Below are 22,433 nucleotides of genomic sequence, written 5' to 3' on the forward strand. Positions count from 1 at the left end.
GGGGTCAGCCCGCGTACGGATCGGGGGTGGTTCCCGGCCTGGCCAGGAACGCGAAGTCGCAGCCGGTGTCGGCCTGGGAGATCTGCTCCATGTAGAGCGCGCCGTAGCCGCGCTCGTACCGGGCCGGCGGGGGTGTCCACGTGGCCCGGCGGCGATCCAGCTCCTCGTCCGTGACATGCAGGTGGAGGGAGCGTGCCGCGACGTCGAGGGTGATCGTATCGCCCGTACGGACGAGGGCAAGGGGTCCGCCGACATGGGACTCGGGCGCCACGTGCAGCACACAGGCCCCGTAACTCGTTCCGCTCATCCGGGCGTCGGAGATCCGGACCATGTCCTTCACCCCTTGCTCCAGGAGGTACGAGGGGATCGGCAGCATCCCGTACTCGGGCATCCCGGGCCCGCCCTTGGGGCCCGCGCCGCGCAGGACGAGCACATGGTCGGCGGTGATGCCGAGCGCCGGGTCGTCGATGGTCCGCTGCATGGTCCGGTAGTCGTCGAAGACGACCGCGGGGCCCGTGTGCTTGAGCAGCCGCGGTTCGGCCGCGATGTGCTTGATGACCGAGCCGTCCGGGCAGAGGTTGCCCCGCAGCACGGCCACCCCGCCCTCGGGGGCCAGCGGCCTCGACCGGTCCCTGATCACCTCGTCGTCGTGGACGAGAGCGCCGGCGAGCTGCTCGCGCAGGGAGGCGTGCGAGACCGTCGGCCGGTCCAGGTGCAGCACGTCGGTGAGCCGCGAGAGGAAGCCCGGCATCCCGCCCGCGAAGTGGAAGTCCTCCATGAGGAACCGCCCGCCCGGCCGCAGGTTGGCGAGGACCGGGACGGTCCGCGCGATCCGGTCGAAGTCGTCGAGCGTGAGCTTCACCCCGGAGCGTCCGGCCATCGCGATCAGGTGGATCACCGCGTTGGTCGAGCCGCCGAGCGCCAGGACGGCGGCGACCGCGTCCTCGTACGCCTCCCGGGTCAGCAGCCGCGAGAGCCGCAGGTCCTGCCGTACGAGCTCCACGATCCGCAGCCCCGAGGCCGCGGCCATCCGGTCGTGACCGGAGTCCACCGCCGGCACCGAGGAGGCGCCCGGCACGGTCACGCCCAGCGTCTCCGCGGCGGCGGTGAGCGTGGAGGCCGTCCCCATCGTCATGCAGTGCCCGGGGGAGCGGGCCAGACCGCTCTCCAGCTCGGCCATCTCGCAGTCGCCGATCCGCCCGGCGCGCTTCTCGTCCCAGTACTTCCACATGTCCGTACCGGAGCCGAGGGTCTCCCCGCGCCAGTGGCCGGGCAGCATCGGACCGGCCGGGACGAAGACGGTCGGCAGGTCGACGGAGGCGGCGCCCATCAGCAGGGCCGGGGTCGTCTTGTCGCAGCCGCCCATCAGCACCGCCCCGTCCACCGGGTACGAGCGGAGCAACTCCTCCGTCTCCAGGGCGAGGAGGTTGCGGTAGAGCATCGGGGTCGGCTTCTGGAAGGTCTCCGAGAGGGTGGAGACCGGGAACTCCAGCGGGAAGCCGCCGGCCTGCCACACCCCGCGCTTCACGGCCTGCGCGCGGTCGCGGAGGTGGACGTGGCAGGGGTTGATGTCGGACCAGGTGTTGAGGATCGCGATCACCGGCTTGCCGAGGTGCTCCTCGGGCAGGTAGCCGAGCTGGCGGGTGCGGGCGCGGTGGCTGAACGAACGGAGCCCGTCCGTGCCGTACCACTGGTGGCTGCGCAGGTCCTCGGGGCGTCGGCCGGTGCTCACTCCGGTGCCGGCGTCCATGTCCTCGCTCGTGTCCTTGCTCATGCGGGCCAGCCGGCGGCTATCGCGGCGACCTCGGCCCGCTCGCTCTCGGGGAGTTCGCGGCTCGGCGGTCGGATGTCGCGGCGGCAGAGGCCCAGGGAGGCGAGGGCCTCCTTGACCACGGTCACGTTGTCGGCGCTGCCGTTCGCCGCGCGCAGTTCCTCGAAGCGGCGGATCCGCTCCCACACCTTCATCGCGGTCGGGTAGTCGCCGGCCCGCAGCGCGTGCAGCATCTCCAGGGAGAGGGCGGGCGAGACGTTGACGAGGCCGGAGGTGAAGCCGGTCGCGCCGCTCGCGAAGTACGAGGGGGCGTACGGCTCGGCGAGTCCGGCCACCCAGACGAAGCGGTCGAGGCCCGCGTCCCGGGCGAAGCCGGCGAACCGGGACGCGTCCGGGACGGCGTACTTCACGCCGACGACGTTGGGGCAGGCGGCGCCGAGCTCGGCGAGCCGGGCGCCGCTCAGGAGCGGGTTGCGGATGTACGGGACGACGCCGAGCTCCGGCACGGCCTCGGCGATGGCCCGGTGGTACGCGACCCAGCCGCTCTCGGAGACGTACGGGTGCACGGGCTGGTGCACCATCAGCATGTGGGCCCCGGTGGCGCGGGCGTGCCGGGCGGCCTCGACGGCCGTCGGCACGTCATGGCCGACGCCGACCAGGATCACGGCGCGGTCCCCGGCCTCCTCGACGGTCACCTCGGTGACGGAGCGGCGCTCCTCGGGGGTGAGGGCGTAGAACTCGCCGGTGTTGCCGTTCGGGGTGAGGGTGCGCACGCCGCCGTCGAGCAGCCGGCGCAGCAGCGCGCGGTGCGCGTCGGTGTCGACCGAACCGTCCGCGGCGAACGGGGTGACGGGGATGGCCACCACATCGGCGAGGGCGGCCCTCAGGGTCTCGAAATCCATGCTCACTCGGTACTCACTCGCTGTTCAGGGGGGAGTGGGGAAAGGCGCGCTCGACGAACGAGGCGATGTGGTCGTGCACGGCCCGGCCGGCTCCGTCGACGTCGCCCGCGGCGGCGAGCCGCAGGATCTCCTCGTGCTCCGCGGCCTCGCGCTCCCAGGAGGGGACGGCGGCCCAGGCGACCGTGGAGACCAGCGCGGCCTGGTCGCGGACCTCGTCGAGCATCCGGCCGAGGAGCGGGTTGCCGCAGGGGAGGTAGAGCGCGCGGTGGAAGTCCCGGTTGGCCAGCGACCGTTCGGCCGGGTCCTCGGCTCCGGCGGCCCGGCGCAGCGCCTCGTGCGCCGCGTCGAGCGGGGCGGCGGAGGCGACGGCGCGGCGCACCGCCTCGGGCTCCAGGAGCAGGCGTACGTCGTAGACCGCGCGGGCCATGTCCGCGTCGACCATCCGGACCGTGACGCCCTTGTACTGGCTCATCACCACGAGCCCGCTGCCCGCGAGGGTCTTGAGCGCCTCGCGCACCGGGGTCTTCGACACCCCGAAGCGCGCGGCGAGTTCGGTCTCCACGAGCGCCTGGCCGGGTCTGAGCCCTCCGGTGAGGATGTCGTGCTTGATCGCTTCCAGGACGTACTGGGTGCGGGACGGGATGGGGCTGGGGGCGAAGGCCATGGAGCACTCTCAGATCTCGTGTATCGCGTCTCATATATGACGTACGAAGTGCAACGGGCATGAAGCTAAGGGGGCGTTCGTGTTTCGTCAATGCTTCGCGCAGGGTTCGTCGTCCACGCCTCCGCTCTGGTACCGGTTCCGCTTCCGGGAAGAGGGCGTGGCCGGCGGCTACCTGGTCGGACGGCCCGACGGGGACGTCTGGCAACGGGACCTGTGGCAGCCCGGCATGGCCCTGGTCGACTTCACCGACCCCGAGGCCCGGACCTGGTTCCAGGACACGCCGCGGCTTCGGTATGCGCAGGTCGTCGATCCGGCGCAGACGAAATCATGTGACGGGGTCGGGAGAATTCCTGGCATGGGTACGGACATAAGCGGCTTCCTCGAGTATCGGGCGCCGCAAGACGATCAGGAGTCGATCTGGTACGGCGCACACGGCCTCAGCTCCCTCAACGATGTTCGTGACTACGACGCGTTCGGCTGTCTCTTCGGGGTCCGCAATTACGCGAACTTCCGTCCCTTGGCCGCAGGCAGGGGGTTTCCCGCCGATGCCTCGGCCACTGTGAGTGCGCGGTTCGCCCAGCTGACCGAGTGGTACGGCGAAGACGGCTTTCACGGCACCACGTGGATCACGTGGGCCGAGGTGAAGGCCGTCGACTGGGACGAGCCCGCAGAGAAGCCCGACAGCCGGCTTCACCAATACCGCCAGACGTCGAACGGGCTCAGGATGACGGGCAAGGCGTCCTGGAGTGGCGCATTCGCCGAGGCTGTCGGTCTCAAAGTCGGCGAGGTTCGGGAGTGGCCCGAAGGAAGTGAGTGGCTCGTCGGGGACACGCTCTACAGATCAGTCACCATCTGCCGCGGAGATGCCGTCACCGAAACCGGCGAGTGGCAACCCGTCTGGAAAGCGATGAAGGAACTCGCAGAACAGCACGGTGACGACAACGTGCGCCTCGTCGTGTGGTTCGACGACTGAGCAGGACACTCGCGAGCGCCACGCGGTCGAGTGCGGGATCAACCGCCTCAAGAGGCACCGTGCTGTCGCCACCCGGTACGACAAGCTCGCCGTCCGCTACGAAGCGACCGTGCTGGTCGCAGCCATCAACGAATGGCTGTGCCCAGCACATGGCCGCGTGTCAAGCCCACACCACCTTGACCACGGCGTGGCCTGCCGAAGCCGCCCGCCCGTAAAACCCCTGGAGGCCTCTGTGATGGGCGAGGAGTTCCTGCCTGGTCCAGCCGAGGGCACTGAACCTGGCGCCGGCAACGTTCCACAGCTCGCCGAAAGAGACAGCCGCAAGAAAACGCGCGGCCCGTGACACACCAGGCGGCTCCAGAAGCATCAGCGGGGGACCGGAGGGGTCGGCGTCAGCGCTGTGCGGCACGGGGCGGCCGCCATAGATCGGCAGTATCCAGGGCTCGTCGATGTCCGAGCCGAGGCTACCGGCCGCGGCGTAGAGGTCGTTGACCTTGCTGCCACTGACAGCCGCGTGTCGTCGATGTCGACGCGCACCACCCGACGGAACCTTGCAACACCTCCTAGGACGGGAGCTGACCTAGATGCGGCGTAGCGTGGCCGCATGAGCGACGACGCCACGACCGCCACCACCGTCCCGGCCGTCCCCGAGGGCTACACCACCGTCACGCCCTGGATCATCGGATCCGACACCGCCGGTCTCATCGACTACCTTGAGCAGGCCTTCGGGGCCGAGGACCTGGGCCGGTTCGTGCTTGAGGACGGCACGATCGGCCACGCCGAACTGCGGATCGGGAACGGCCGGATCATGGCCTTCGACAGTCCGCCCGGCTGGGCACCGACCCCCGCCTTCGTCCGGCTGTACGTGGACGACGCCCGGGCCGTCCACCGGCGCGCGGTCGACGCGGGCGGCACCTCCGTCACCGAGGTCACCCACCTCTTCTTCGGCGACCTGGTCGGCCGCGTCCGCGACCCCTTCGGCAACCTCTGGTGGATCCAGACCCACATCGAGGACGTCGACGAGGAGGAGATGGCCCGCCGTCTCACCGACCCCGCCTTCACGAAGGCCATGGAGTACGTCCAGGGGGCCCTGCGCACCCCGGGCGGCGGCGGCGAACCCGCTGCGTAGACGGCACGGTCCGGTCCGATAGGCGGTCTTACGTGACGCGAGTGCAACTGACCGATCCGGATTGGGAGTTCATCGAGCCGTACCTGCCGATCGGCGAGTACGGCCCGTACCCCGGGCGACTGCGGCAGCAGTTCGAGGGCGTGATCTGGCGGTTCAAGACGGGCGGGCAGGAGTCGAGTTCAACGGTCAACCAGCCGTGGAGGCGGGGCCTCACCCGTGGATTCCGCGGCGGTGTCGTCGGTGCCGACCGGGCCGCGGGGAAGCATCCGGTCCAGCCACTTCGGCAGCCACCAGTTGGTCCGGCCGAGGAGTGTCATGGTCGCCGGTACCAGCACCATGCGTACGACCGTGGCGTCGATGAAGATCGCGGTGGCCAGGCCGAGCCCGAACATTTTGGTGGAGGGGTCATCGGCGACGGCGAAGGACAGGAAGACCGCCACCATGATGAGGGCGGCCGAGGTGATGATCCGGGCGGTGCCCGAGACGCCCTCGACGATCGCCGTGCCGTTGTCGCCGGTGCGCAGGTACTCCTCGCGTACGCGGGAGAGGAGGAACACCTCGTAGTCCATCGACAGGCCGAACAGGATGGCGAAGAGGAACGTCGGGATGAACGACACGATCGGAACCGTCGCCTCCAGCCCGATGAGTGCGCTTCCCCAGCCCCACTGGAAGACCGCGACCATGATGCCGTAGGCCGCGCCGATGCTCAGCAGATTCAGCAGTACCGCCTTGAGCGGTACGAGTATCGAGCGGAAGACCAGCATCAGCAGCAGGAACGACATCGCCAGCACGGCGGCGACGATCACCGGCAGGCGTTGGCTGGTGCGTTGGCCCACATCGGACAGGCTCGCGGCGGCGCCGCCGACGTGGGCCCTGGCCGGGCCGTGCCCGATCGCCGTGGGCAGCACGTCGGTGCGCAGCCGGGCGATGGTGTCGGCCGTGGCCTTGTCCTGAGGGCTGGTGGTCGGGAACACCACGAGGGTCGCGATGCCGGTGGCCCGATCGATGTGCGTCGGCGCGACGGATGCGATGCCCGGATCCGCCGCGACCGCCCCGACGAGTCGGTCCAGCACTCCCGGATCACCGGTGGGGTCCGCGGCGATGACGAGGGGACCGTTGGTGCCCGGGCCGAACCCCTCGGCGACGAGGTCGTAGGCGCGGCGCTCGGTACGGCTGTGGGGCAGTGAGCCGTCGTCGGGCAGGCCGACGCGCAGGCCGAGCACGGGCAGCGTCGCGGTCAGCAGCAGCCCCGCCGCGCCGATCGCGTACGGCACCGGGTGCCGGCTGACGTGCCCGATCCAGCGCCGCCAACCGGCGGCGGGAGCGGCGCCCGCCACCGTGTCCCGCTGCCGTGCGAGTCGGCCCGGCTTCCCGGTCTGCAGAGCCCGGCCGATCCGGCTGGCCCGGGCCAGGCGTGGGCCGGCGGCGCCGAGGAAGGCCGGCAGAAGCGTCACCGACGCGACCACCATGGTCAGAACGACGATCGATACAGCGAGCCCGCCCACCGTCATGAACGGCACGTTCGCGACCGCCAGGCCGAGGATCGACACGACGACGGTGCCGCCGGCGAAGACCACGGGCCGCCCCGCCGTTGCCACCGCTCGTCCGGCCGCCGCCTGCGGATCGAGCCCGCACGCGAGGTACTCCCGGTGCCTGGCGAGCACGAACAGCGCGTAGTCGATGCCCACTCCGAGCCCGACCATGCTGCCCAGGACCGGTGCGAAGGTGGGGACCTCCGTCACCCCCGCCAGTACCGTCATCGTGGCGACCCCGACGGTCAGCCCGAAGACCGCCATGCCGATCGGCAGCGCGGCGGCGACGAGCGAACCGAACGCCAGGAACAGGATCGCGGCCGCGGCGAGGAGGCCGATCAGCTCGCTCGCGCCGCCGTCGGGGTCGGAGAAGGCGTAGAAGAGGTTCCCGCCCATCTCGATGCGCAGCGGCAGCTCGGCGCGCAGCCGGTCGCCGAGATCGACGAGGGCGTCGAGGTCTTCGGCCGACAGCCGGCTCTGGTCGGGGTACTGCACCCGGACGACCGCGATCCGCCCGTCGGCCGAAACGAGGCCGCCGCGCACGGCGGTGTCCCCGCCCGCGTCGAGCGCCGCCGCCGGGTCGCTCGTGCCGAGCACGTGCGGCAGCCGCTTCACCTCGGTCTGCAGCCGCGTGAGAGCGGTGCGCGCGCCGTCGTCGTCGAAGAACGTCGCACCGCCGTCGAGCGGGGTGACGACCACTTGGGCGGTCATCCCCTCCTGGCCGGTGCCGGCCCGCTCGATCAGTTCCGCGGCCCGTCGGGAGTCCAGCCCCGGAGCGGTCATCGAGTCCGCGGTCCGCCCGCCGAAGGCGATCGCGGCGAGGACGGCGAGCGTGGCGGCGATCAGCCATGCCGCGATCACCCGCCAGGGATGGCGGGCGGCGCCTGCGCCCAGGCGCAACAGGACTTTCGAGAGCATCGGGTCCTCCAACCACCTCGTCGGCCGTCCTTGTACGGCCGCCGATGCCGAGGCTCCTCGCCACGGCGCTCCGCGGCATCGGCCCGCGGGCCGCGGATCCCTCGGCCCCGGGGCGGAGTGACGACCCGTCCTTTCGGCCGATGCGCGGCACGCCGCGGTCCCTAGGCTGAGAACCGTGCTCCGAGACGACCTGCGAACCCTGTGGACCGAACCCCGGCCGCCCGACGCGCCCGCCCGGGTGCGGCGGGACTGGGCGCTGCTCGCCGCGGGCCTTGCCGGTGTGGCGCTGGAGGCCACCCTGCGCGAGAACGTCGTGTGGCGGCCGGTGGCGGTGGTGATCACCGTATGGCTGTGCCTGCTGCCCCTGTGGCGCCGGACCCGCCCGCTGGCGATGGTGACGCTGGCGTTCGGCTCGGTGGCCCTGCTTCCGGTGGCCTCGCTCGTCGCCGTACCGCGCGAGCCCGTCGGCCTGTACACCGGCGCGGTCGTGCTCGTGCTGGTGTACGCGCTGCCCCGGTGGGGATCGGGACGCGAGATCGTGCTGGGCGGCGCGGTGATCCTCGCGGTCGGCGCGCTGTGTGTCGTCACGGACGGGACCTCGGTCGTCGAGAAGGTCGCGGGCTTCGTCGTCCTCCTGCTGCCCGGCGCGGTCGGGGCTGCCGTGCGGTTCCGGGTGACCGCTCGCGAGCGGCAGTTGGAGCAGGTGCGCTCCCGCGAGCGCGAGCAGCTCGCCCGGGAACTGCACGACACGGTGGCCCACCACGTGTCGGCCATGGTGATCATCGCCCAGGCGGGCCGGGTGCTCGCGGGCACCGACCCGTCCGCCGCCGTCGAGGCGCTGGAGGGGGTCGAGGAGGAAGGGGCGCGCACGCTGGAGGAAATGCGCGCCATGGTCGCCGCGCTGCGCGACCGCGGGGTCGGCGCCGAACTGGCGCCCCCTGCCGGAGTCGCGGATCTGGAGCGCCTGGTGCGCACCCCGGGTGGTCGCCTCAGGGTCGACCTGGGGCTCGACGGCGAACTGGACGCGCTGCCCCCGGCCGTGGACGCGGCGGTCTACCGGATCGTGCAGGAGTCGGTGACCAACGCGCTGCGCCATGCGGTCGACGCGACCGAGCTCGTCGTTCGGGTCGCCGCGGAACGGCACACGGTACGGGTGAGCGTGCGCGACGACGGCCGGCGCACCGGCCGGGGTCGCGACGGATACGGACTTACCGGACTGCGCGAGCGCGCGATCCTGCTCGGCGGCACACTACGAGCAGGCCCGGGTACCGACCGGGGCTGGCATGTCGAAGCCGAACTGCCGAGAGCGAGGAGCGAGAGCGGTGTCCATTCGCGTCCTCGTCGCTGACGACCAGACGATCATCCGCACCGGGTTGCGGATCATGCTGAACGCCCAGCCCGGCATCGAGGTGGTCGGCGAGGCCGCCGACGGGCGGGAAGCGGTACGTCTGGCCCGCGAACTACGCCCCGACGTCTGCCTGTTCGACATCCGCATGCCCGTACTCGACGGGCTCGAGGCCACCCGGCTGGTCGCCGGCCCGGGCGTCGCCGACCCGCTGGCCGTGGTCGTCATCACCACGTTCGACCTCGACGAGTACGTCTACGGCTCACTGCGCGCCGGCGCCCGCGGATTCCTCCTCAAGGACACGGGACCGGACCTTCTGGCGCAGGCCGTACGGTCGGCGTCCGACGGTGAGGCGCTCATCGCGCCCAGCGTCACCGTCCGTCTGCTCCAGGCATTCGCGGACCTGCCCGCCGGCCGGCCCGTGGCCCAGCCGGTCTCCCCCGTCACCGCCCGCGAGGAGCAGGTGCTCCTCGCCGTCGCTCGCGGGCTGACCAACACCGAGATCGCCGATGCACTGCACATCAGCCTCAGCACGGTGAAGACGCATCTGGCCAGCCTGATGGCCAAACTCGGCGCCCGCAACCGGGTCGAGATCGCGATGTGGGCCTACGAAACGCGCCGTATCCTCCCCGGAACCTGAGCCGGGTGCCGGGCCATGTCCCTCGGTGTCGTCCCCGTCCGGGACTCCAAGGTTCCGGCCGGTCAGGCCTTCGCCGTCTCCGCCGCCGCCTTCACGGCCTTCGTCGACTCGATCAAGGTGCGGCGGCACGGAGTCCGCGTACGCTCGCCGTTCAGCCGGAGAAGTACACGTGCGCGAGGCGCACCCGCCCCCGCAGGGTGACGCGGAGGTCCGTGACGTCCTGGGCCTCCAGCGGGACGGTCAGCGTGCGGTAGGTGTACGGGCCGCCCGTCGGCGGCACCTCGACGCGGACGGAACGGCCCGAGGTGAGGGACAGTTCGACCGCGCCCGCGCCCGCGACCGTCACGGCCGCCTCCGTCACGCCGTCGGCGAAGTCGCAGGAGCGGTAGAGGAGGGTGCCGTCCTCGTCCGGTGACGACGGGGTCACCGCGTCGCCCGAGAGCTTCGTGCGGTCGACGATCACCGTGCCGGACTGCTCGTCGTAGTCGGCTGCCGCGAGGCCTTCGGCGACGACCGGGCGAGGGCCCGGGGCCGTACCCGCCACCTCGACGCGGACCGTGCGGCGGATGTCCGCGCTGGACGCGCCCGCTTGGACCTCGTACGCGCCGGGCTCCACGGTCCACCGGCCGTGGGCCACGTCCCAGTGGCCGAGGGCGGACAGGGGCACCTGGAAGGCGAGGGTGACGGACGCGCCGGGGGCGAGGTGGACGCGCTCGTGCGCGAGGAGTTCGCGGTGCGGGCGCGGCACGGAGGGCGCCACGGCCCGCGCGTACACCTGGGCGACCTCGTCCGAGGCGACGGCGCCCGTGTTCGTCACGGTGCAGGAGATGTGGACCGCCCTCCCGTCGAGGGTGGCGGTCAGCTCCTCGTACCCGAAGGACGCGTACGACAGACCGTGCCCGAAGGGGAAGAGCGGCGTCCCGTCGAAGTACAGATACGTCTGGCGCCCGCCGATCACGTCGTAGTCGAGCATCCCCGGCAGGTCGCCGTCGGAGGCGTACCAGGTCTGCGGGAGTCGGCCCGCCGGGGAGACGTCGCCGGCGAGGACCCGGGCGAGCGCCGTGCCCGCCGCCTGGCCGCCGTGTGCGGTCCACAGCAGTGCGGGGAGTGTCGCGGCGGCCTCCGGGACCGCGTACGGGTAGGAGGAGACGAGGACGAGCGCGGTCCGGGGGTTGGCGGCGTGCGCGGCCCGCCACAGCCGGTCCTGGTGGGCGGGGAGGGCGAGCGTCGTACGGTCCTCGGTCTCCCGGCCGTTGATGTGCGGGTCGTTCCCGGCGACGACGACCACCACGTCGGCCGCGGCGGCGGCCCGGGCGACCGCCTCCTCGCCCCGCTCGACGGTCTCGACGGTGAACGTCTCGGCGGATCCGCGGTCGGCGGCAACCTTCACGCCCTCGGCGGCGACAGAGACGTAGCCGCCCGTTCCGAGGTGCACAAGGAGGTGCCCGTCCCCATGGGCTTCGAACCGGAACGTCTCCTGGACGACCCAGCCGCCGGGCTCGTCCGCCGACGCGCGGACGAGGCCGTCCTCGGCGACCGACAGGTACCGGCCGTCGGGGGCGCGCAGCGTCAGCACGCCGTCGCCCCAGTCGACGAGGGCCAGCTCGGAGCCCTGCGCGTCGGCGGTCAGCGGCGGCAGGTCGGTGCGGCCGGCGACGAGCGCCGGATCGAGGGCGCCCCCGGCGTCCCGTACGGGCTCCGTGGCCCCGGCCTCCGGGACCCGCAGCCGGGCGCCGGACGCGGTGCGCAGCCGGATCCGGTCCACGCCCTCGGCGAAGGTCACCCGGTCGGGGCCGAAGCGCTCGCGGAGCCCGTCCAGCGGGGACGAACGGTGGATCAGGGCGCCGCTGTACCAGTCCAGCTTGCAGGCGTCGCCGAGGAGGCCGACCACCGCGATCCGGCGCCCGTCGTCCGCGAGCGGCAGCAGCGGGCCCGTGCCCGCCGCCGGCTCGTTCCTGAGCAGGACGACCGCCGCCTCGGCAGCCTCGCGGGCCAGCTCCCGGTGCTCCGGGGTGTCGAACCGGCTCTCGTCCGCGTACGGATCGAGCTCCGGGTCGAACTCGCCGAGGAGGAACCGTACGGTCAACTGCCTCCGCACCGCCCGGTCCACGTCCTCCCGGTCGATCAGACCGCGCTCCAGCGCCCCGCGCAGCCGGCCCAGGATGACGGTCGGGTCCGTCCCGTGATCGGTGAAGGAGTCGACACCGGCCCGCAGCGCCGCCGCCACGGCCTCCTCCTGCGTGGCGAAGTACCCCTGGGAGTCACCGAGGTTGGACGGTGCGCCCGCGTCGGAGCAGACGAACAGCTCCTGGTCCGTCCAGCTCCGCAACTCCTCCTCCAGGTACGGGGAGAGGTGGTTCGGGCGTCCGTTGACGAGGTTGTACGCGGGCATCACCCCGGCCACCGCGCCCGCCTCGACGACGCCGCGGAAGGCCCGCAGGTCGTACTCGTGCAGGACGCGGGGGCGTACGGAGGCAGAGGAAGTGTCGCGCGCGGCCTCGTTGTTGTGGGCCAGCCAGTGCTTCAGGATCGGTGCGGTACGCCAGTACAGCGGGTGCTCGCCGCGCAGGCCCCGGGTGAACGCGGTCGCGATCGCGGAGGTCAGTACGGGGTCCTCCGCGTACCCCTCCTCGCCGCGCCCCCACAGCGGGTTGCGCAGCAGATTGACCGTCGGCGCCCAGACGTTGAGGCCGACCCGCTCGTCCTTGGCGCGCATCGCCCGCGCCTCGCGCGAGACCGCCTCGCCGACCCGGCGCACCAACTCCGGGTGCCAGCTCGCCCCGAGCCCCACGGCCTGCGGGAACACGGTCGCGGGGCCCATCCAGGCGACGCCGTGCAGGGCCTCCTGGCCGGTGCGGAAGGCGGCGATCCCGAGGCGCTCGACGGCGGGAGTGAACTGGTGCAGCAGAGCGAGTCGTTCGTCCGCGGTGAGCCGGTCGAGCAGATCGTCGACGCGCAGGGCGACGGGAAGTGCCGGGTCACGGAAGGGCGGCCGGTCTGGGGTCACGTGCGAGTCCCTTGGCAGAGGAGAGGCGGGAGGATTTCGAAGCGCTTCGATGCTCCGTGTGCGGAGAGTGGGTGTCAAGGCGTCGGAGATGCCCACTTCCCCTGCCTCCCAGGCTCCTTGGCGAGCCGCCGCAGCGGCTCTGGGTCCGAGAAACTGGGTGACGACTCTTGCCGCGCCTGTGACGGTCACTTAACCTCGCAGCAACATCGAAGCGCTTCGACTCGACGGTCGACGGCGCCCCGGGGCTCCGCCCCGCCCGCTCCATCTCCACCACCGCAGCCGGCCGGTGACCCCTCGGTCGCCGCATGTCCTGGCGCGTGCCATGAAGGGTTGACGCAATGACGCCGAACGCCGTCTCCACGGGCTCCCGGAGATCCACCCAGAGCCGGAGGGGCTTCCTCGCCTCCACCGCCGTCGCCGCCGCCGCGGTCGCCGGCGGCGCACCGCTGCTGACGGCCTGCGGTGGCGGCTCGGGCGGCGGGAAGAAGGACGGCACCACCACCGGCAAGGACGCGGCGAAGCTCCTTCCCGCCTTCGTGGCCGGCACCGTCGTCGCCCCCGACATCGCGCCGAAGAACGGCTCCGCCGCCGGCTTCACCCGCGCCATCCCGAGCGCCGACCTCAAGGCGTCGATCGCCGCCAAGAAGGGCAAGGGCACCGCCCTCACCGTCATGGCGCCGTTCTGGGGCCCCCCGCCCGCCTCCGACAACCCGTACTACAAGGCCATGAACGAGGCCATCGGAGTCCAGGCCACCTGGCAGAACCAGGACGGCAACGTCTACGACCAGAAGCTCGGCGCCGTCCTCGCCTCCAGCGAGATACCCGACGTGGTCGTCGTCCCCGGCTGGAACCTCGGCGGCAAGATCCCGAGCGCGATCGACGCCAAGTTCGAGGACCTCGGCCCGTACCTCTCCGGCGACAAGGTCAAGGCGTACCCCAACCTCGCGGCCATCCCCACCGACGCCTGGCAGCGCTCCCTCTTCGGCGGCAAGCTGCGCGGCCTGCCCATGCCCGCCTCGTACGTCACGAACATCGCGCCCTTCTACCGCAAGGACCTGTTCGACGCGAAGGGCTGGCAACTCCCCAAGAGTGCCGAGGAGTTCCTCGCCCTCGCCAAGGAGATCACCAGCGCCAAGTCGAAGGTGTGGGCCTGCGGCGACATGACCTGGACCGCCTACAACATGTTCGGCGTGCTCTCCGGCAGCGACAAGGCGCTCGGCTGGCACCTCGTCGACGGCAAGCTGATCAACCGCATCGAGACCCCCGAGTACCTCGAAGCCCTGGCCTGGACCCGCAGGCTCTACGACGCCGGAGTCGTCCACCCCGACGAGAAGACCCAGAACCAGGGCGACACCAGCCTCCGCTTCACCGCCGGCCAGTGCCTCATGTACAACAACGACCTCTCCCACTGGTACGCCAAGACGTCCGAACAGGCCGCGCAGAACCCGTCGTTCGCCATGGGCGCCATGGACATCCCCGGACACGCGGGCGGCACCCCGAAGCTGTGGGCCACCAACCCCGCCAACATCTGGGCCTTCGTGAAGAAGGGCAGCTCCAAGGCGGTCGTCGAGGACGCCCTCGCCATGGCCGACTTCACCGCCGCGCCCTACGGCACCAAGGAGCGGATGCTCACCGACTACGGCGTCGAGGGCGTCCACCACACCGTCAAGGACGGCCTGCCGGTCAAGACCGACAAGGGCAACCAGGAGGTCAGCAGCTCCTGGCTGTTCGTCGCCGGCCCCGCCCCCTACGTGGCCCACCCCGACACCCCCGAGGTCACCCGGGCCATGGTCGAGTGGCAGCAGCGCATGGGTGCCGTGACGTCCAAGTCCTCCTTCTACGGGATGACGATCACCGAGCCGTCCCGGTGGACCGGCCTCATGAACGACTTCGAGCAGCTGGAGAAGGACATCGTCCGCGGCCGCAAGAAGGTCTCCGACATGCAGCAGGCGGTCTCCGAGTGGAAGACCAAGGGCGGGGACCAGCTGCGCGACTGGTACAGGAAGCTCCTGGACACCACCGGATCCGCGGCGAGCTGACCGTGAGCACGCTCGACACGAAGGCGAAGGGCCCGGCCGCGCGGCCACCCGACGGCCGGTCCCCCCGCCGCGCCGGCCGTCGGGACCCGCGCGGTGCGGACCGGCGACGGAACCGTACGGACGGGCGCGTCCCGCTCGGCCGGCGGTTCCGGCGCGACCGGACCCTCCTCCTCATGACCGTTCCGGCGCTCGTCCTCGTCCTGGTCTTCAACTACGTCCCCATCCTGGGGAACGTGGTCGCCTTCCAGGACTACGACCCGTACGTCTCCACCAACGGCGTCACCGCCATGCTGGAGAGCCCCTGGGTCGGCCTCGCCCAGTTCGAACGGGTCTTCTCCGACCCGTCGTTCTGGCAGGCCGTCGAGAACACCCTCGTCCTGTTCCTGCTCCAGCTGGTGCTCTTCTTCCCGGTGCCCATCGCGCTCGCCCTGCTCGTCAACAGCGTGCTGCGGCCCCGGGTCCGGGCGGTCGTCCAGGCCGTCCTGTACCTGCCGCACTTCTTCTCCTGGGTGCTCGTCATCACCGTCTTCCAGCAGATCCTCGGCGGCGCCGGCATCATCGCGCAGACCCTCCGGCAGTACGGCCACGAGGGCTTCGACCTCATGACCGACCCCGAGGTCTTCAAGTTCCTCGTCACCGCCGAGGGCATCTGGAAGGACGCGGGCTGGGGCGTCATCGTCTTCCTCGCCGCGCTCGCCGCCGTCAACCAGGACCTGTACGAGGCCGCCGCCATGGACGGCGCCGGGCGGTGGCGCCGCATGTGGCACGTCACCCTGCCGGCGCTCCGGCCCGTGATCGCGCTGCTTCTCGTGCTGCGCGTCGGCGACGCGCTCACCGTCGGCTTCGAGCAACTGCTGCTCCAACGCGACGCCGTCGGACCGGGGGCCGCCGAGGTTCTCGACACCTTCGTCTGGTGGACCGGACTGCGCAGCCAGGACTTCAGCTACGCGGCCGCCGCCGGACTGATCAAGGGAGTCGTCGGCCTGGTGCTGGTGCTCTCGGCGAACAAGGTCGCCCATCTCATGGGCGAGCAGGGGGTGTACCGGAAATGACACAGCGCCTCACCTCGCGGTGGGCGGCGCCCGCCCGGCCCGTCTGGGAGGAGCCGCCCGGCCGGGCCGGTCTCGCCGCCAAGGGCCTGCTGCTCACCGCCGCCTGCCTCGCGGTCCTCGTACCCCTGTGGATCGTCGTGGTCACCAGCCTCTCGTCGAAGAAGACGATCACCGAGGTGGGCGGCCTGGTCGTCGTTCCCCGGGACATCACCTTCATCGCCTACCAGGAGCTGCTGAGCGGCGGCCAGGTCACCCGCGCCGCGGTCGTCAGCGTCCTCGTGACCGTGACCGGCACCCTCTTCTCGATGACCGTGTCGGTCCTCTGCGCGTACGGGCTCTCCCGGCCCGGCTCGCTCGGACACCGCTTCATCCTGCTCGCGCTGATGGCCACCATGTTCTTCGGCGCCGGGCTCATCCCCACGTATCTGCTCGTGCAGACCCTCGGCCTCACCGACACCTATCTGGCGCTGATCCTGCCGAGCGCCGTCAGCGTCTTCAACATCCTCGTCCTGCGCGGCTTCTTCATGGGCATCTCACCCGAACTCGTCGACAGCGCCCGGATCGACGGCGCCGGGGACCTGAGAATCCTCTGGCAGATCGTGATGCCGCTCTCGCGGGCGGTGATCGCCGTCATCACCCTCTTCTACGCGGTCGGTTACTGGAGCGCCTGGTTCAACGCCTCCATCTACCTGAGCGACCAGAACATGATGCCGCTGCAGAACGTCCTCATCCAGCTCGTGCAGAAACAGGAGATCCCGGTCGGCCTCGGCCAGGCCGTCAAGGCCGGCAACCTCTCCGGGCTCGCCGTCCAGATGGCCGTCATGGTCCTCGCCCTGCTGCCGGTCGCCGTCCTCTCGCCCTTCGTCCAGAAGCACTTCAGGAAGGGCATGCTCACCGGCGCCGTCAAGGGCTGACCCCGTTCCCCACCACCCTCGTACGGAGAGACCGCCCGATGCCCAGCCTCGACGACCTGACCCGCCCGCCCGGCCGGCCGCCCCGGCTCCTCTACGGCGGCGACTACAACCCCGAGCAGTGGCCCGAGGAGACCTGGACCGAGGACGCCCGGCTCATGCGGGAGGCCGGGGTCACCTCCGTCACCCTCGGGGTCTTCTCCTGGTCCCGCATCGAACCCACCCCGGGAGCCAGGGAGTTCGGCTGGCTCGACCGGCTCATGGACCTGATGCACGCGCACGGCGTCGGCGTCGTCCTCGCCACCCCCACCTCCTCGCCCCCGCCGTGGCTCGGACACCTCCACCCCGAGACCCTGCCCCGCGACGAGGACGGCAGGACCGAGTGGTGGGGCTCGCGCCAGCACTTCTCCCACTCCAGCGAGGCCTACCGGCGCCACGCGGCCGCGATCACCGAGGCCCTCGCCGCCCGTTACGCCCACCACCCCGCCCTCACCATGTGGCACATCAACAACGAGTACTGCACCCACGACTGGGGCGACGAGGCCGCCCGCACCTTCCGCCGCTGGCTGCGGGACCGGTACGGCACCCTCGACGCCCTCAACACCGCCTGGGGCGCCGACTTCTGGAGCCAGCGGTACGGGACGTGGGACGAGGTCCTGCCGCCCCGCCGCGCCCACTACACGAAGAACCCGACACACGTCCTCGACTTCCGGCGCTACACCTCCGACCTGCTCCTGGAGTGTTTCCGCGCCGAACGCGACATCGTCCGCCGCCACACCCCGCACCTCCCCGTGACCACCAACTTCATGCCCTTCTGGTCCGGTCAGGACGGCTGGGCGTGGGCGGCCGAGGAGGACGTCGTCTCCGTCGACGTCTACCCCGACCCGCGCGACCCGCACGGCGGCCAGTACAACGCGATGATCGGCGACCTGACCCGCTCCCAGGCGGGCGGCCGGCCGTGGATGGTCATGGAGCAGGCCGCCGGCGCGGTCGACTGGCGGAGCGTCAACCGCCCCAAGCCGTACGGCCTCAACCGCCTCTGGGCGCTCCAGGCCGTCGCCCGCGGCGCCGACGCCGTCTGCTACTTCCAATGGCGCCAGTCCCGCCAGGGAGCGGAGAAGTACCACTCCGGCATGCTCGGCCACGCCGGTGCCCGCGGCCGGGTCTTCCGTGAGACCGTCCGCATCGGCGAGGACCTCGCGGCCCTCGGCCCCCGGGTCGCGGGCACCCGGCTCGTCACGGAGACCGCAGTCCTGCACGACTGGGACTCCTGGTGGACCGGCGGCCAGGAGGGCGCGCCGTCCGCCCGTGTCGACCACGCCGAGATCGTCCGCGCCTGGCACCGCGCCCTCTGGGACGCCCACCTCCCCGTCTCCTTCGCCCACCCCCACCACGACCTGAGCGGCCACCGCCTGGTCCTCGTGCCGCACCTCCACCTCCTCGACGACGCGGCGATCGAGAACCTCACCGCGTACGTCCGCGGCGGCGGCACCCTCGTCTGCGGCTTCCTCACCGGCATCACCGACCAGGACGACCGGGTCCGCCCCGGCGGCATGGACGCCCGGCTCCGGGACCTCCTCGGCATCGACCTGCTCCAGGAGTGGTGGCCGCTCGACGAGGGGGAACGCGTCGACTGCGGCACCTTCCACGGCACCCTCTGGTCCGAGGAGCTCACCCCGGCACCGGGTGCCGAGACCGTCGCCGCCTACCGGGGCGGCGAACTCGACGGACTGCCCGCCGTCCTCCGCAACGGCCGCGCCTGGTACGTCTCCACGCTCCCCGAACCCGCCGCCCTCGGGGCGCTCCTCGCCTCCGTCGCCCACGCGGCCGGGGTGCGGCCCGTCCTCGACGGTCTGCCCGAGGGGGTGGAGGCCGTCCGCCGCGGCGAGCTGCTCTTCCTCCTCCACCACGGCGCCGGCCCCGTCACGGTGCCGCTGCCCGGCCGCCACCGCGACCTCCTCACCGGCGCCGTGACGGAAGGGTCCGTGAAGCTGGACCGGTTCGGCGTCGCCGTCCTGGAGGAGCACGAGCCCGCACCGGAGGAGGTCCGCCCGTGATCCACGGGACCTGGGAGCCCGCGCCCGCCGACCGCTGGGAGGACGCCTTCCTCGCCGGGAACGGCCGCCACGGCGCCCTCGTCTTCGGCGACCCCGAGGACGACCGGGTGATCGTCACCCACCACACCCTCGTACGGCCGAACAACGCCCCCGCCGACACCGCGCCGCCCCGGCTCGCCGCCGCGCTCCCCGCCCTCCAGGACGCCCTGCTCGCGGGGGACGCGACCGCCGCCGAACGGTTCACGGACGACCGGCCGCTCCGCTGGGTCCGGCCCTTCCACCCCGCGTTCCTCACCCGCGTCCTGCGCCCGCCCGGGACCCCGGCGGCCCGGCCGTCGTACCGGTCCGTCGACTTCACCACCGGGGTCGTCACCGGCGTGTGCGGGGAGCGGCGCAGCGAGGTCTTCGTCTCCCGCGCCGACGACGTCCTCGTCCAGTACGTCTCCGCTCCCGGCCCCGTCGTCGAGATCGACCTCGACCACCGGCTGCCCGGGGTCCCCGCCGAACTCGGGGTCGGGCGCGGCATCGCCTCCGCCCGCCGCGAGACCGTCCTCACCCTGCGGGCCCGCTACCCGGACAGCCCGCTCGGCTACACGGGCCTCACCCTCGTCCTCGCCGACGCCGGACGCACCACGGTCACCGCCACGGGCGTACGGATCGAGGGCGCCGGTCACCTGCTGCTGCTCACCCGCGTGGTGCGCCACGGGGGAGAGGCCGACGCCGATACGGATACGCGCCCGAGCACAGGTGCGGACGCGGGAACGGGTGCCGGCACCGGCGCGCGTACGGATGCGGGCGCGGGTGCGCACGCGGCCACCGCCGCGGCCACCGAGGTCCTGCGCGCCCTCGCGGACTCCGGCGACGGCATCCCCGCCCTGTACGCCCGCCTCCTCGCCCGGCACACCGCCCTGCACGGCCCCGCCTACCGGCGCGTCGGCCTCGACCTCGGTGCCGACGCGGCCGAGCGGGCCCTCCCCGGCTCCGCGCTGCTCGCCCGGCCGGACAGCACCGCCCTCCTGGAGCGTCTCTTCGCCGCGGGCCGCTACCACCTGCTCTCCTCCTCCGGCCTGCTGCCACCCCGCCTCACCGGCCTGTGGACCGGCGACTGGAACACCGCCTGGTCCGGGGCGTTCACCACGAACGCCAACCTCAACCTCCAGACCGCCTCCGCGGTCGCGGCGGACCTGCCGGAGGTGACGAAGGCTCACAGGGCCCTCGTCGAAGGGCAGGTGGGGGACTGGCGGGACAACGCCCGGGAGATCTTCGGCACCCGGGGCGTCGTCGCCCCCACCCACACGGACGGCGCCTCGGGCCACACGTACCACTTCAGCCGCGAGTACCCCCTGCACCTGTGGACCGCCGGAGCCGACTGGCTGCTCGTCCCGCTCCTCGCACACGAGGAGGCGAGCGGGCGGCGCGACCCGCTCGTCACCGAGGTCCTCCTCGAACTCGCCGCCTTCTACCAGGACTTCCTGTCCCGCACCGGACCCGACGGCCGGATCGTGATCGTCCCCTCCTACTCCCCGGAGAACCGCCCCCACGGCGGAAGCTGGGGCGCGGTCGACGCCACCATGGACATCGCCGCCGCCCGGCACGCCCTGCGCGCAGCCGCCGACCGGGTCCCGGACCCGGACGCCACCCGGTTCCGGGCGCTCGCCGACCGGCTCCCGCCGTACCGGGTCAACGACGACGGGGCGCTCGCCGAATGGGCCCGCCCCGGCCTCGGCGACCGCTACGACCACCGGCACCTCAGCCACCTGTACCCGGTCTGGCCGCTGGACGAGATCAACCCGTACGACACCCCTGATCTCGCCCGGGCGGCCCACCGCGCCCTCGAACTCCGGGGAAGCGAGAACGAATCGGCCCACGGACATCTCCATCACGGTCTGGTAGCGGCCCGGTTGGGGGACGCGACCCGGACCGAGGACGCCCTGGCCCGCGTGCTCACGGGGGACTACTTCCACGACTCCCTCATGAGCGCGCACTATCCGGCCCGCGACGTCTACAACGCGGACGCCGCGCACGCCCTGCCCGCGCTCCTGATCGAAGCCCTCGTGCAGTCGACGCCCGAGCGGCTCGTGCTCCTGCCCGCGCCGCCCGCCCACTGCCCGCGCGGCCGGCTCACGGGTGTACGGACCCGGTTCGGCGCGCGCGTCGACCTGGAGTGGTCACCGGGGCGGTGCCGGGCGGTCCTCCGGGCCGACCGGGACGCGAAGGTCGAGCTCAGGAGCCCGGCGGGAGCGATCCGGATCGTCCTGTGCGCGGGCGAGGAGCGGGTCGTCGAAGCGTGAATCGCTGCGACGGGGCGGGTCGCCGTCAGCTCGTCCCCCCGCGTGACGGCGGAGGGCCCGAGCTGTTCCGGACCGTCAGGACGGGGGTGAGGAGCTCGACGCCCACCGCTCGCTCGACGCCCACGGCTCGGTCGTCGCCCACCGCTCCCTCGTCGCCGAGCCGGCCCGAGAGCACGGCGATCAGCCGCTCCACCGCCCGGCGGCCCAACTCCTGCGCCGGGATCGCCACCGAGGTGAGCGCCACCGAGGCCTGTGCGGCGATCGGATCCGGGCAGACGGCCACCACCGACACGTCCTCGGGCACCGCGCGGCCCGTCCGCCGCAGGAGCGCCAGGAGCGGTTCGACGGCCGTCTCGTTCTGGACGACGAAGGCGCTGACCCCGGGCCGCTCGTCGGCGATCCGGGCGAGCACCCCCGCGACCGCGTCGTGACTTCCCTCGCACGGCCGGTGCAGCAGACCGACGCCCCGCTCCTCCGCCCGGTCGCGCAGCCCGCGCAGGGTCCGCTCGGCGAAGCCGGTGTGCCGGGCGTAGACGCCGGGGGACTCCCCGATCACGGCGATCTCCCGGTGCCCGAGGCCGGCCAGGTGCTCCACACAGAGCGCCCCGGCCGCCGCGAAGTCCAGGTCGACACAGCTCAGTCCGGTCGGGTCGGCGGGGAGCCCGACCAGGACGGCGGGCGGGCCCGCCGCGCGCAGTACCGGCAGTCGCTCGTCGTCGAGCTGGACGTCCATCAGGATCACCGCCTCGGCGAGACCGCTGCCGGTGACCCGGCGCAGCGCCGACGGGCCCTCCTCCCCGGTGAGCAGCAGCACGTCGTAGCCGTGGGCCCGGGCGGTGGTGGCGACGGCGACCGCGATCTCCAGCATCACCGGCACGTACATGTCGGTCCGCAGCGGCACCATCAGCGCGATGATCCGTGACCTGCTGCTGGCCAACGCCCGTGCACCCGCGTGTGGTTGGTAGCCGAGTTGCTCGATGCTGGCCCGGACCCGCTGCCGGGTCAGGTCGGAGATGGGGCGCTTGCCGCTGAGTACGTAGCTGACCGTGCTCGCCGACACTCCGGCGTGCCGGGCAACCTCGACAAGGGTGACCATCCGTTCTCCCCGCGGGCCGTGACTGTGGTGAAACGCTTCGACGGAGTCCGTCGGGTGATCGCTTCGGCGACCCAGCGAGACCGTAACGTGACCGTGCTGACGTGTC

16 protein-coding genes and 2 pseudogenes are annotated in these 22,433 nt (G+C 72.3%); 12 read left to right on the forward strand and 6 right to left on the reverse strand.

The genetic code is table 11. The features are described 5' to 3' along the window. Nucleotides 1-4: 4 nt before the first annotated feature. From araD to OG580_RS31425, 3 genes are read right to left on the reverse strand one after another with little or no spacing between them, the layout of a single operon-like run. Nucleotides 5-1,750 carry an L-arabinonate dehydratase gene (gene araD, locus OG580_RS31415; protein WP_267048198.1) on the reverse strand — a complete coding sequence of 582 codons (1,746 nt, stop codon included), beginning with the start codon at nt 1,748-1,750 and terminating at the stop codon, nt 5-7. Nucleotides 1,751-1,770: 20 nt separating this feature from the next. After that, on the reverse strand, nt 1,771-2,673 hold the full coding sequence (locus OG580_RS31420; RefSeq protein WP_267047030.1) for a dihydrodipicolinate synthase family protein: 903 nt from the start codon (nt 2,671-2,673) through the stop codon (nt 1,771-1,773). Nucleotides 2,674-2,686: 13 nt separating this feature from the next. Continuing rightward, on the reverse strand, nt 2,687-3,337 hold the full coding sequence (locus OG580_RS31425) for a GntR family transcriptional regulator (protein WP_267047031.1): 651 nt from the start codon (nt 3,335-3,337) through the stop codon (nt 2,687-2,689). Nucleotides 3,338-3,494: 157 nt separating this feature from the next. On the opposite strand from OG580_RS31425, the gene OG580_RS31430 reads away from it, so the two are divergent. The 4 genes and pseudogenes from OG580_RS31430 to OG580_RS31445 form a co-directional block, all read left to right on the forward strand. Beyond that, nucleotides 3,495-4,310 carry a hypothetical protein gene (locus OG580_RS31430; protein ID WP_267048248.1) on the forward strand — a complete coding sequence of 272 codons (816 nt, stop codon included), beginning with the start codon at nt 3,495-3,497 and terminating at the stop codon, nt 4,308-4,310. Between the two features lie 25 nt (nt 4,311-4,335). Further along, nucleotides 4,336-4,449 (forward strand): annotated as a pseudogene (locus OG580_RS31435) (IS5/IS1182 family transposase); the annotation flags it as partial. Between the two features lie 465 nt (nt 4,450-4,914). Continuing rightward, nucleotides 4,915-5,439: a VOC family protein gene (locus OG580_RS31440; protein WP_267047032.1), complete on the forward strand. Its 525-nt coding sequence runs from the start codon at nt 4,915-4,917 to the stop codon at nt 5,437-5,439. A gap of 32 nt (nt 5,440-5,471) precedes the next feature. Continuing rightward, nucleotides 5,472-5,609 (forward strand): annotated as a pseudogene (locus tag OG580_RS31445) (IS5/IS1182 family transposase); the annotation flags it as partial. A gap of 9 nt (nt 5,610-5,618) precedes the next feature. On the opposite strand, the gene OG580_RS31450 reads toward OG580_RS31445, so the two are convergent. Next, the gene (locus OG580_RS31450; RefSeq protein WP_267047033.1) at nt 5,619-7,889 is read right to left on the reverse strand and encodes an MMPL family transporter; all 2,271 of its coding nucleotides are present in this window, start codon (nt 7,887-7,889) and stop codon (nt 5,619-5,621) included. A gap of 175 nt (nt 7,890-8,064) precedes the next feature. On the opposite strand from OG580_RS31450, the gene OG580_RS31455 reads away from it, so the two are divergent. From OG580_RS31455 to OG580_RS31465, 3 genes are read left to right on the forward strand one after another with little or no spacing between them, the layout of a single operon-like run. Then, nucleotides 8,065-9,237, forward strand: coding sequence for a sensor histidine kinase (locus OG580_RS31455; RefSeq protein ID WP_267047034.1), 1,173 nt, complete (start codon nt 8,065-8,067; stop codon nt 9,235-9,237). Next, on the forward strand, nt 9,212-9,874 hold the full coding sequence (locus OG580_RS31460) for a response regulator transcription factor (protein WP_150497990.1): 663 nt from the start codon (nt 9,212-9,214) through the stop codon (nt 9,872-9,874). Before OG580_RS31455 ends, OG580_RS31460 begins: the two co-directional genes overlap by 26 nt. Before the next feature lie 15 nt (nt 9,875-9,889). Then, nucleotides 9,890-10,075: a DUF397 domain-containing protein gene (locus tag OG580_RS31465; RefSeq protein ID WP_267047035.1), complete on the forward strand. Its 186-nt coding sequence runs from the start codon at nt 9,890-9,892 to the stop codon at nt 10,073-10,075. On the opposite strand, the gene OG580_RS31470 is transcribed toward OG580_RS31465, so the two are convergent. Next, entirely contained in the window at nt 10,026-12,881 is a 2,856-nt protein-coding gene (locus OG580_RS31470) for a glycoside hydrolase family 3 C-terminal domain-containing protein (protein WP_267047036.1), read from the reverse strand. The two genes, OG580_RS31465 and OG580_RS31470, sit on opposite strands and share 50 nt — an antisense overlap. Nucleotides 12,882-13,219: 338 nt before the next feature. Here OG580_RS31470 and OG580_RS31475 point away from each other — a divergent pair, with 338 nt between their 5' ends. Genes OG580_RS31475 through OG580_RS31495 form a run of 5 tightly spaced genes read left to right on the forward strand, consistent with a single transcriptional unit; the run spans nt 13,220 to nt 21,231 of the window. Further along, the gene (locus tag OG580_RS31475; protein ID WP_267047037.1) at nt 13,220-14,920 is read left to right on the forward strand and encodes an extracellular solute-binding protein; all 1,701 of its coding nucleotides are present in this window, start codon (nt 13,220-13,222) and stop codon (nt 14,918-14,920) included. A 2-nt stretch (nt 14,921-14,922) separates the two neighbouring features. Then, nucleotides 14,923-15,972 (forward strand): sugar ABC transporter permease, encoded by a 1,050-nt coding sequence (locus OG580_RS31480; protein ID WP_267047038.1) that lies wholly within the window; start codon nt 14,923-14,925, stop codon nt 15,970-15,972. Beyond that, on the forward strand, nt 15,969-16,886 hold the full coding sequence (locus OG580_RS31485) for a carbohydrate ABC transporter permease (protein ID WP_267047039.1): 918 nt from the start codon (nt 15,969-15,971) through the stop codon (nt 16,884-16,886). The genes OG580_RS31480 and OG580_RS31485 overlap by 4 nt, the downstream gene beginning before the upstream one ends. Nucleotides 16,887-16,924: 38 nt before the next feature. Then, nucleotides 16,925-18,940 (forward strand): beta-galactosidase, encoded by a 2,016-nt coding sequence (locus OG580_RS31490; protein WP_267047040.1) that lies wholly within the window; start codon nt 16,925-16,927, stop codon nt 18,938-18,940. Continuing rightward, nucleotides 18,937-21,231 carry a glycoside hydrolase N-terminal domain-containing protein gene (locus OG580_RS31495; RefSeq protein ID WP_267047041.1) on the forward strand — a complete coding sequence of 765 codons (2,295 nt, stop codon included), beginning with the start codon at nt 18,937-18,939 and terminating at the stop codon, nt 21,229-21,231. Before OG580_RS31490 ends, OG580_RS31495 begins: the two co-directional genes overlap by 4 nt. A 25-nt stretch (nt 21,232-21,256) precedes the next feature. On the opposite strand, the gene OG580_RS31500 is transcribed toward OG580_RS31495, so the two are convergent. Beyond that, nucleotides 21,257-22,327 (reverse strand): LacI family DNA-binding transcriptional regulator, encoded by a 1,071-nt coding sequence (locus OG580_RS31500; RefSeq protein WP_267047042.1) that lies wholly within the window; start codon nt 22,325-22,327, stop codon nt 21,257-21,259. Nucleotides 22,328-22,433: the final 106 nt, after the last annotated feature.

Origin of the sequence: Streptomyces sp. NBC_00094, assembly GCF_026343125.1 — a bacterium.
In the GTDB taxonomy this organism is placed as follows: domain Bacteria; phylum Actinomycetota; class Actinomycetes; order Streptomycetales; family Streptomycetaceae; genus Streptomyces.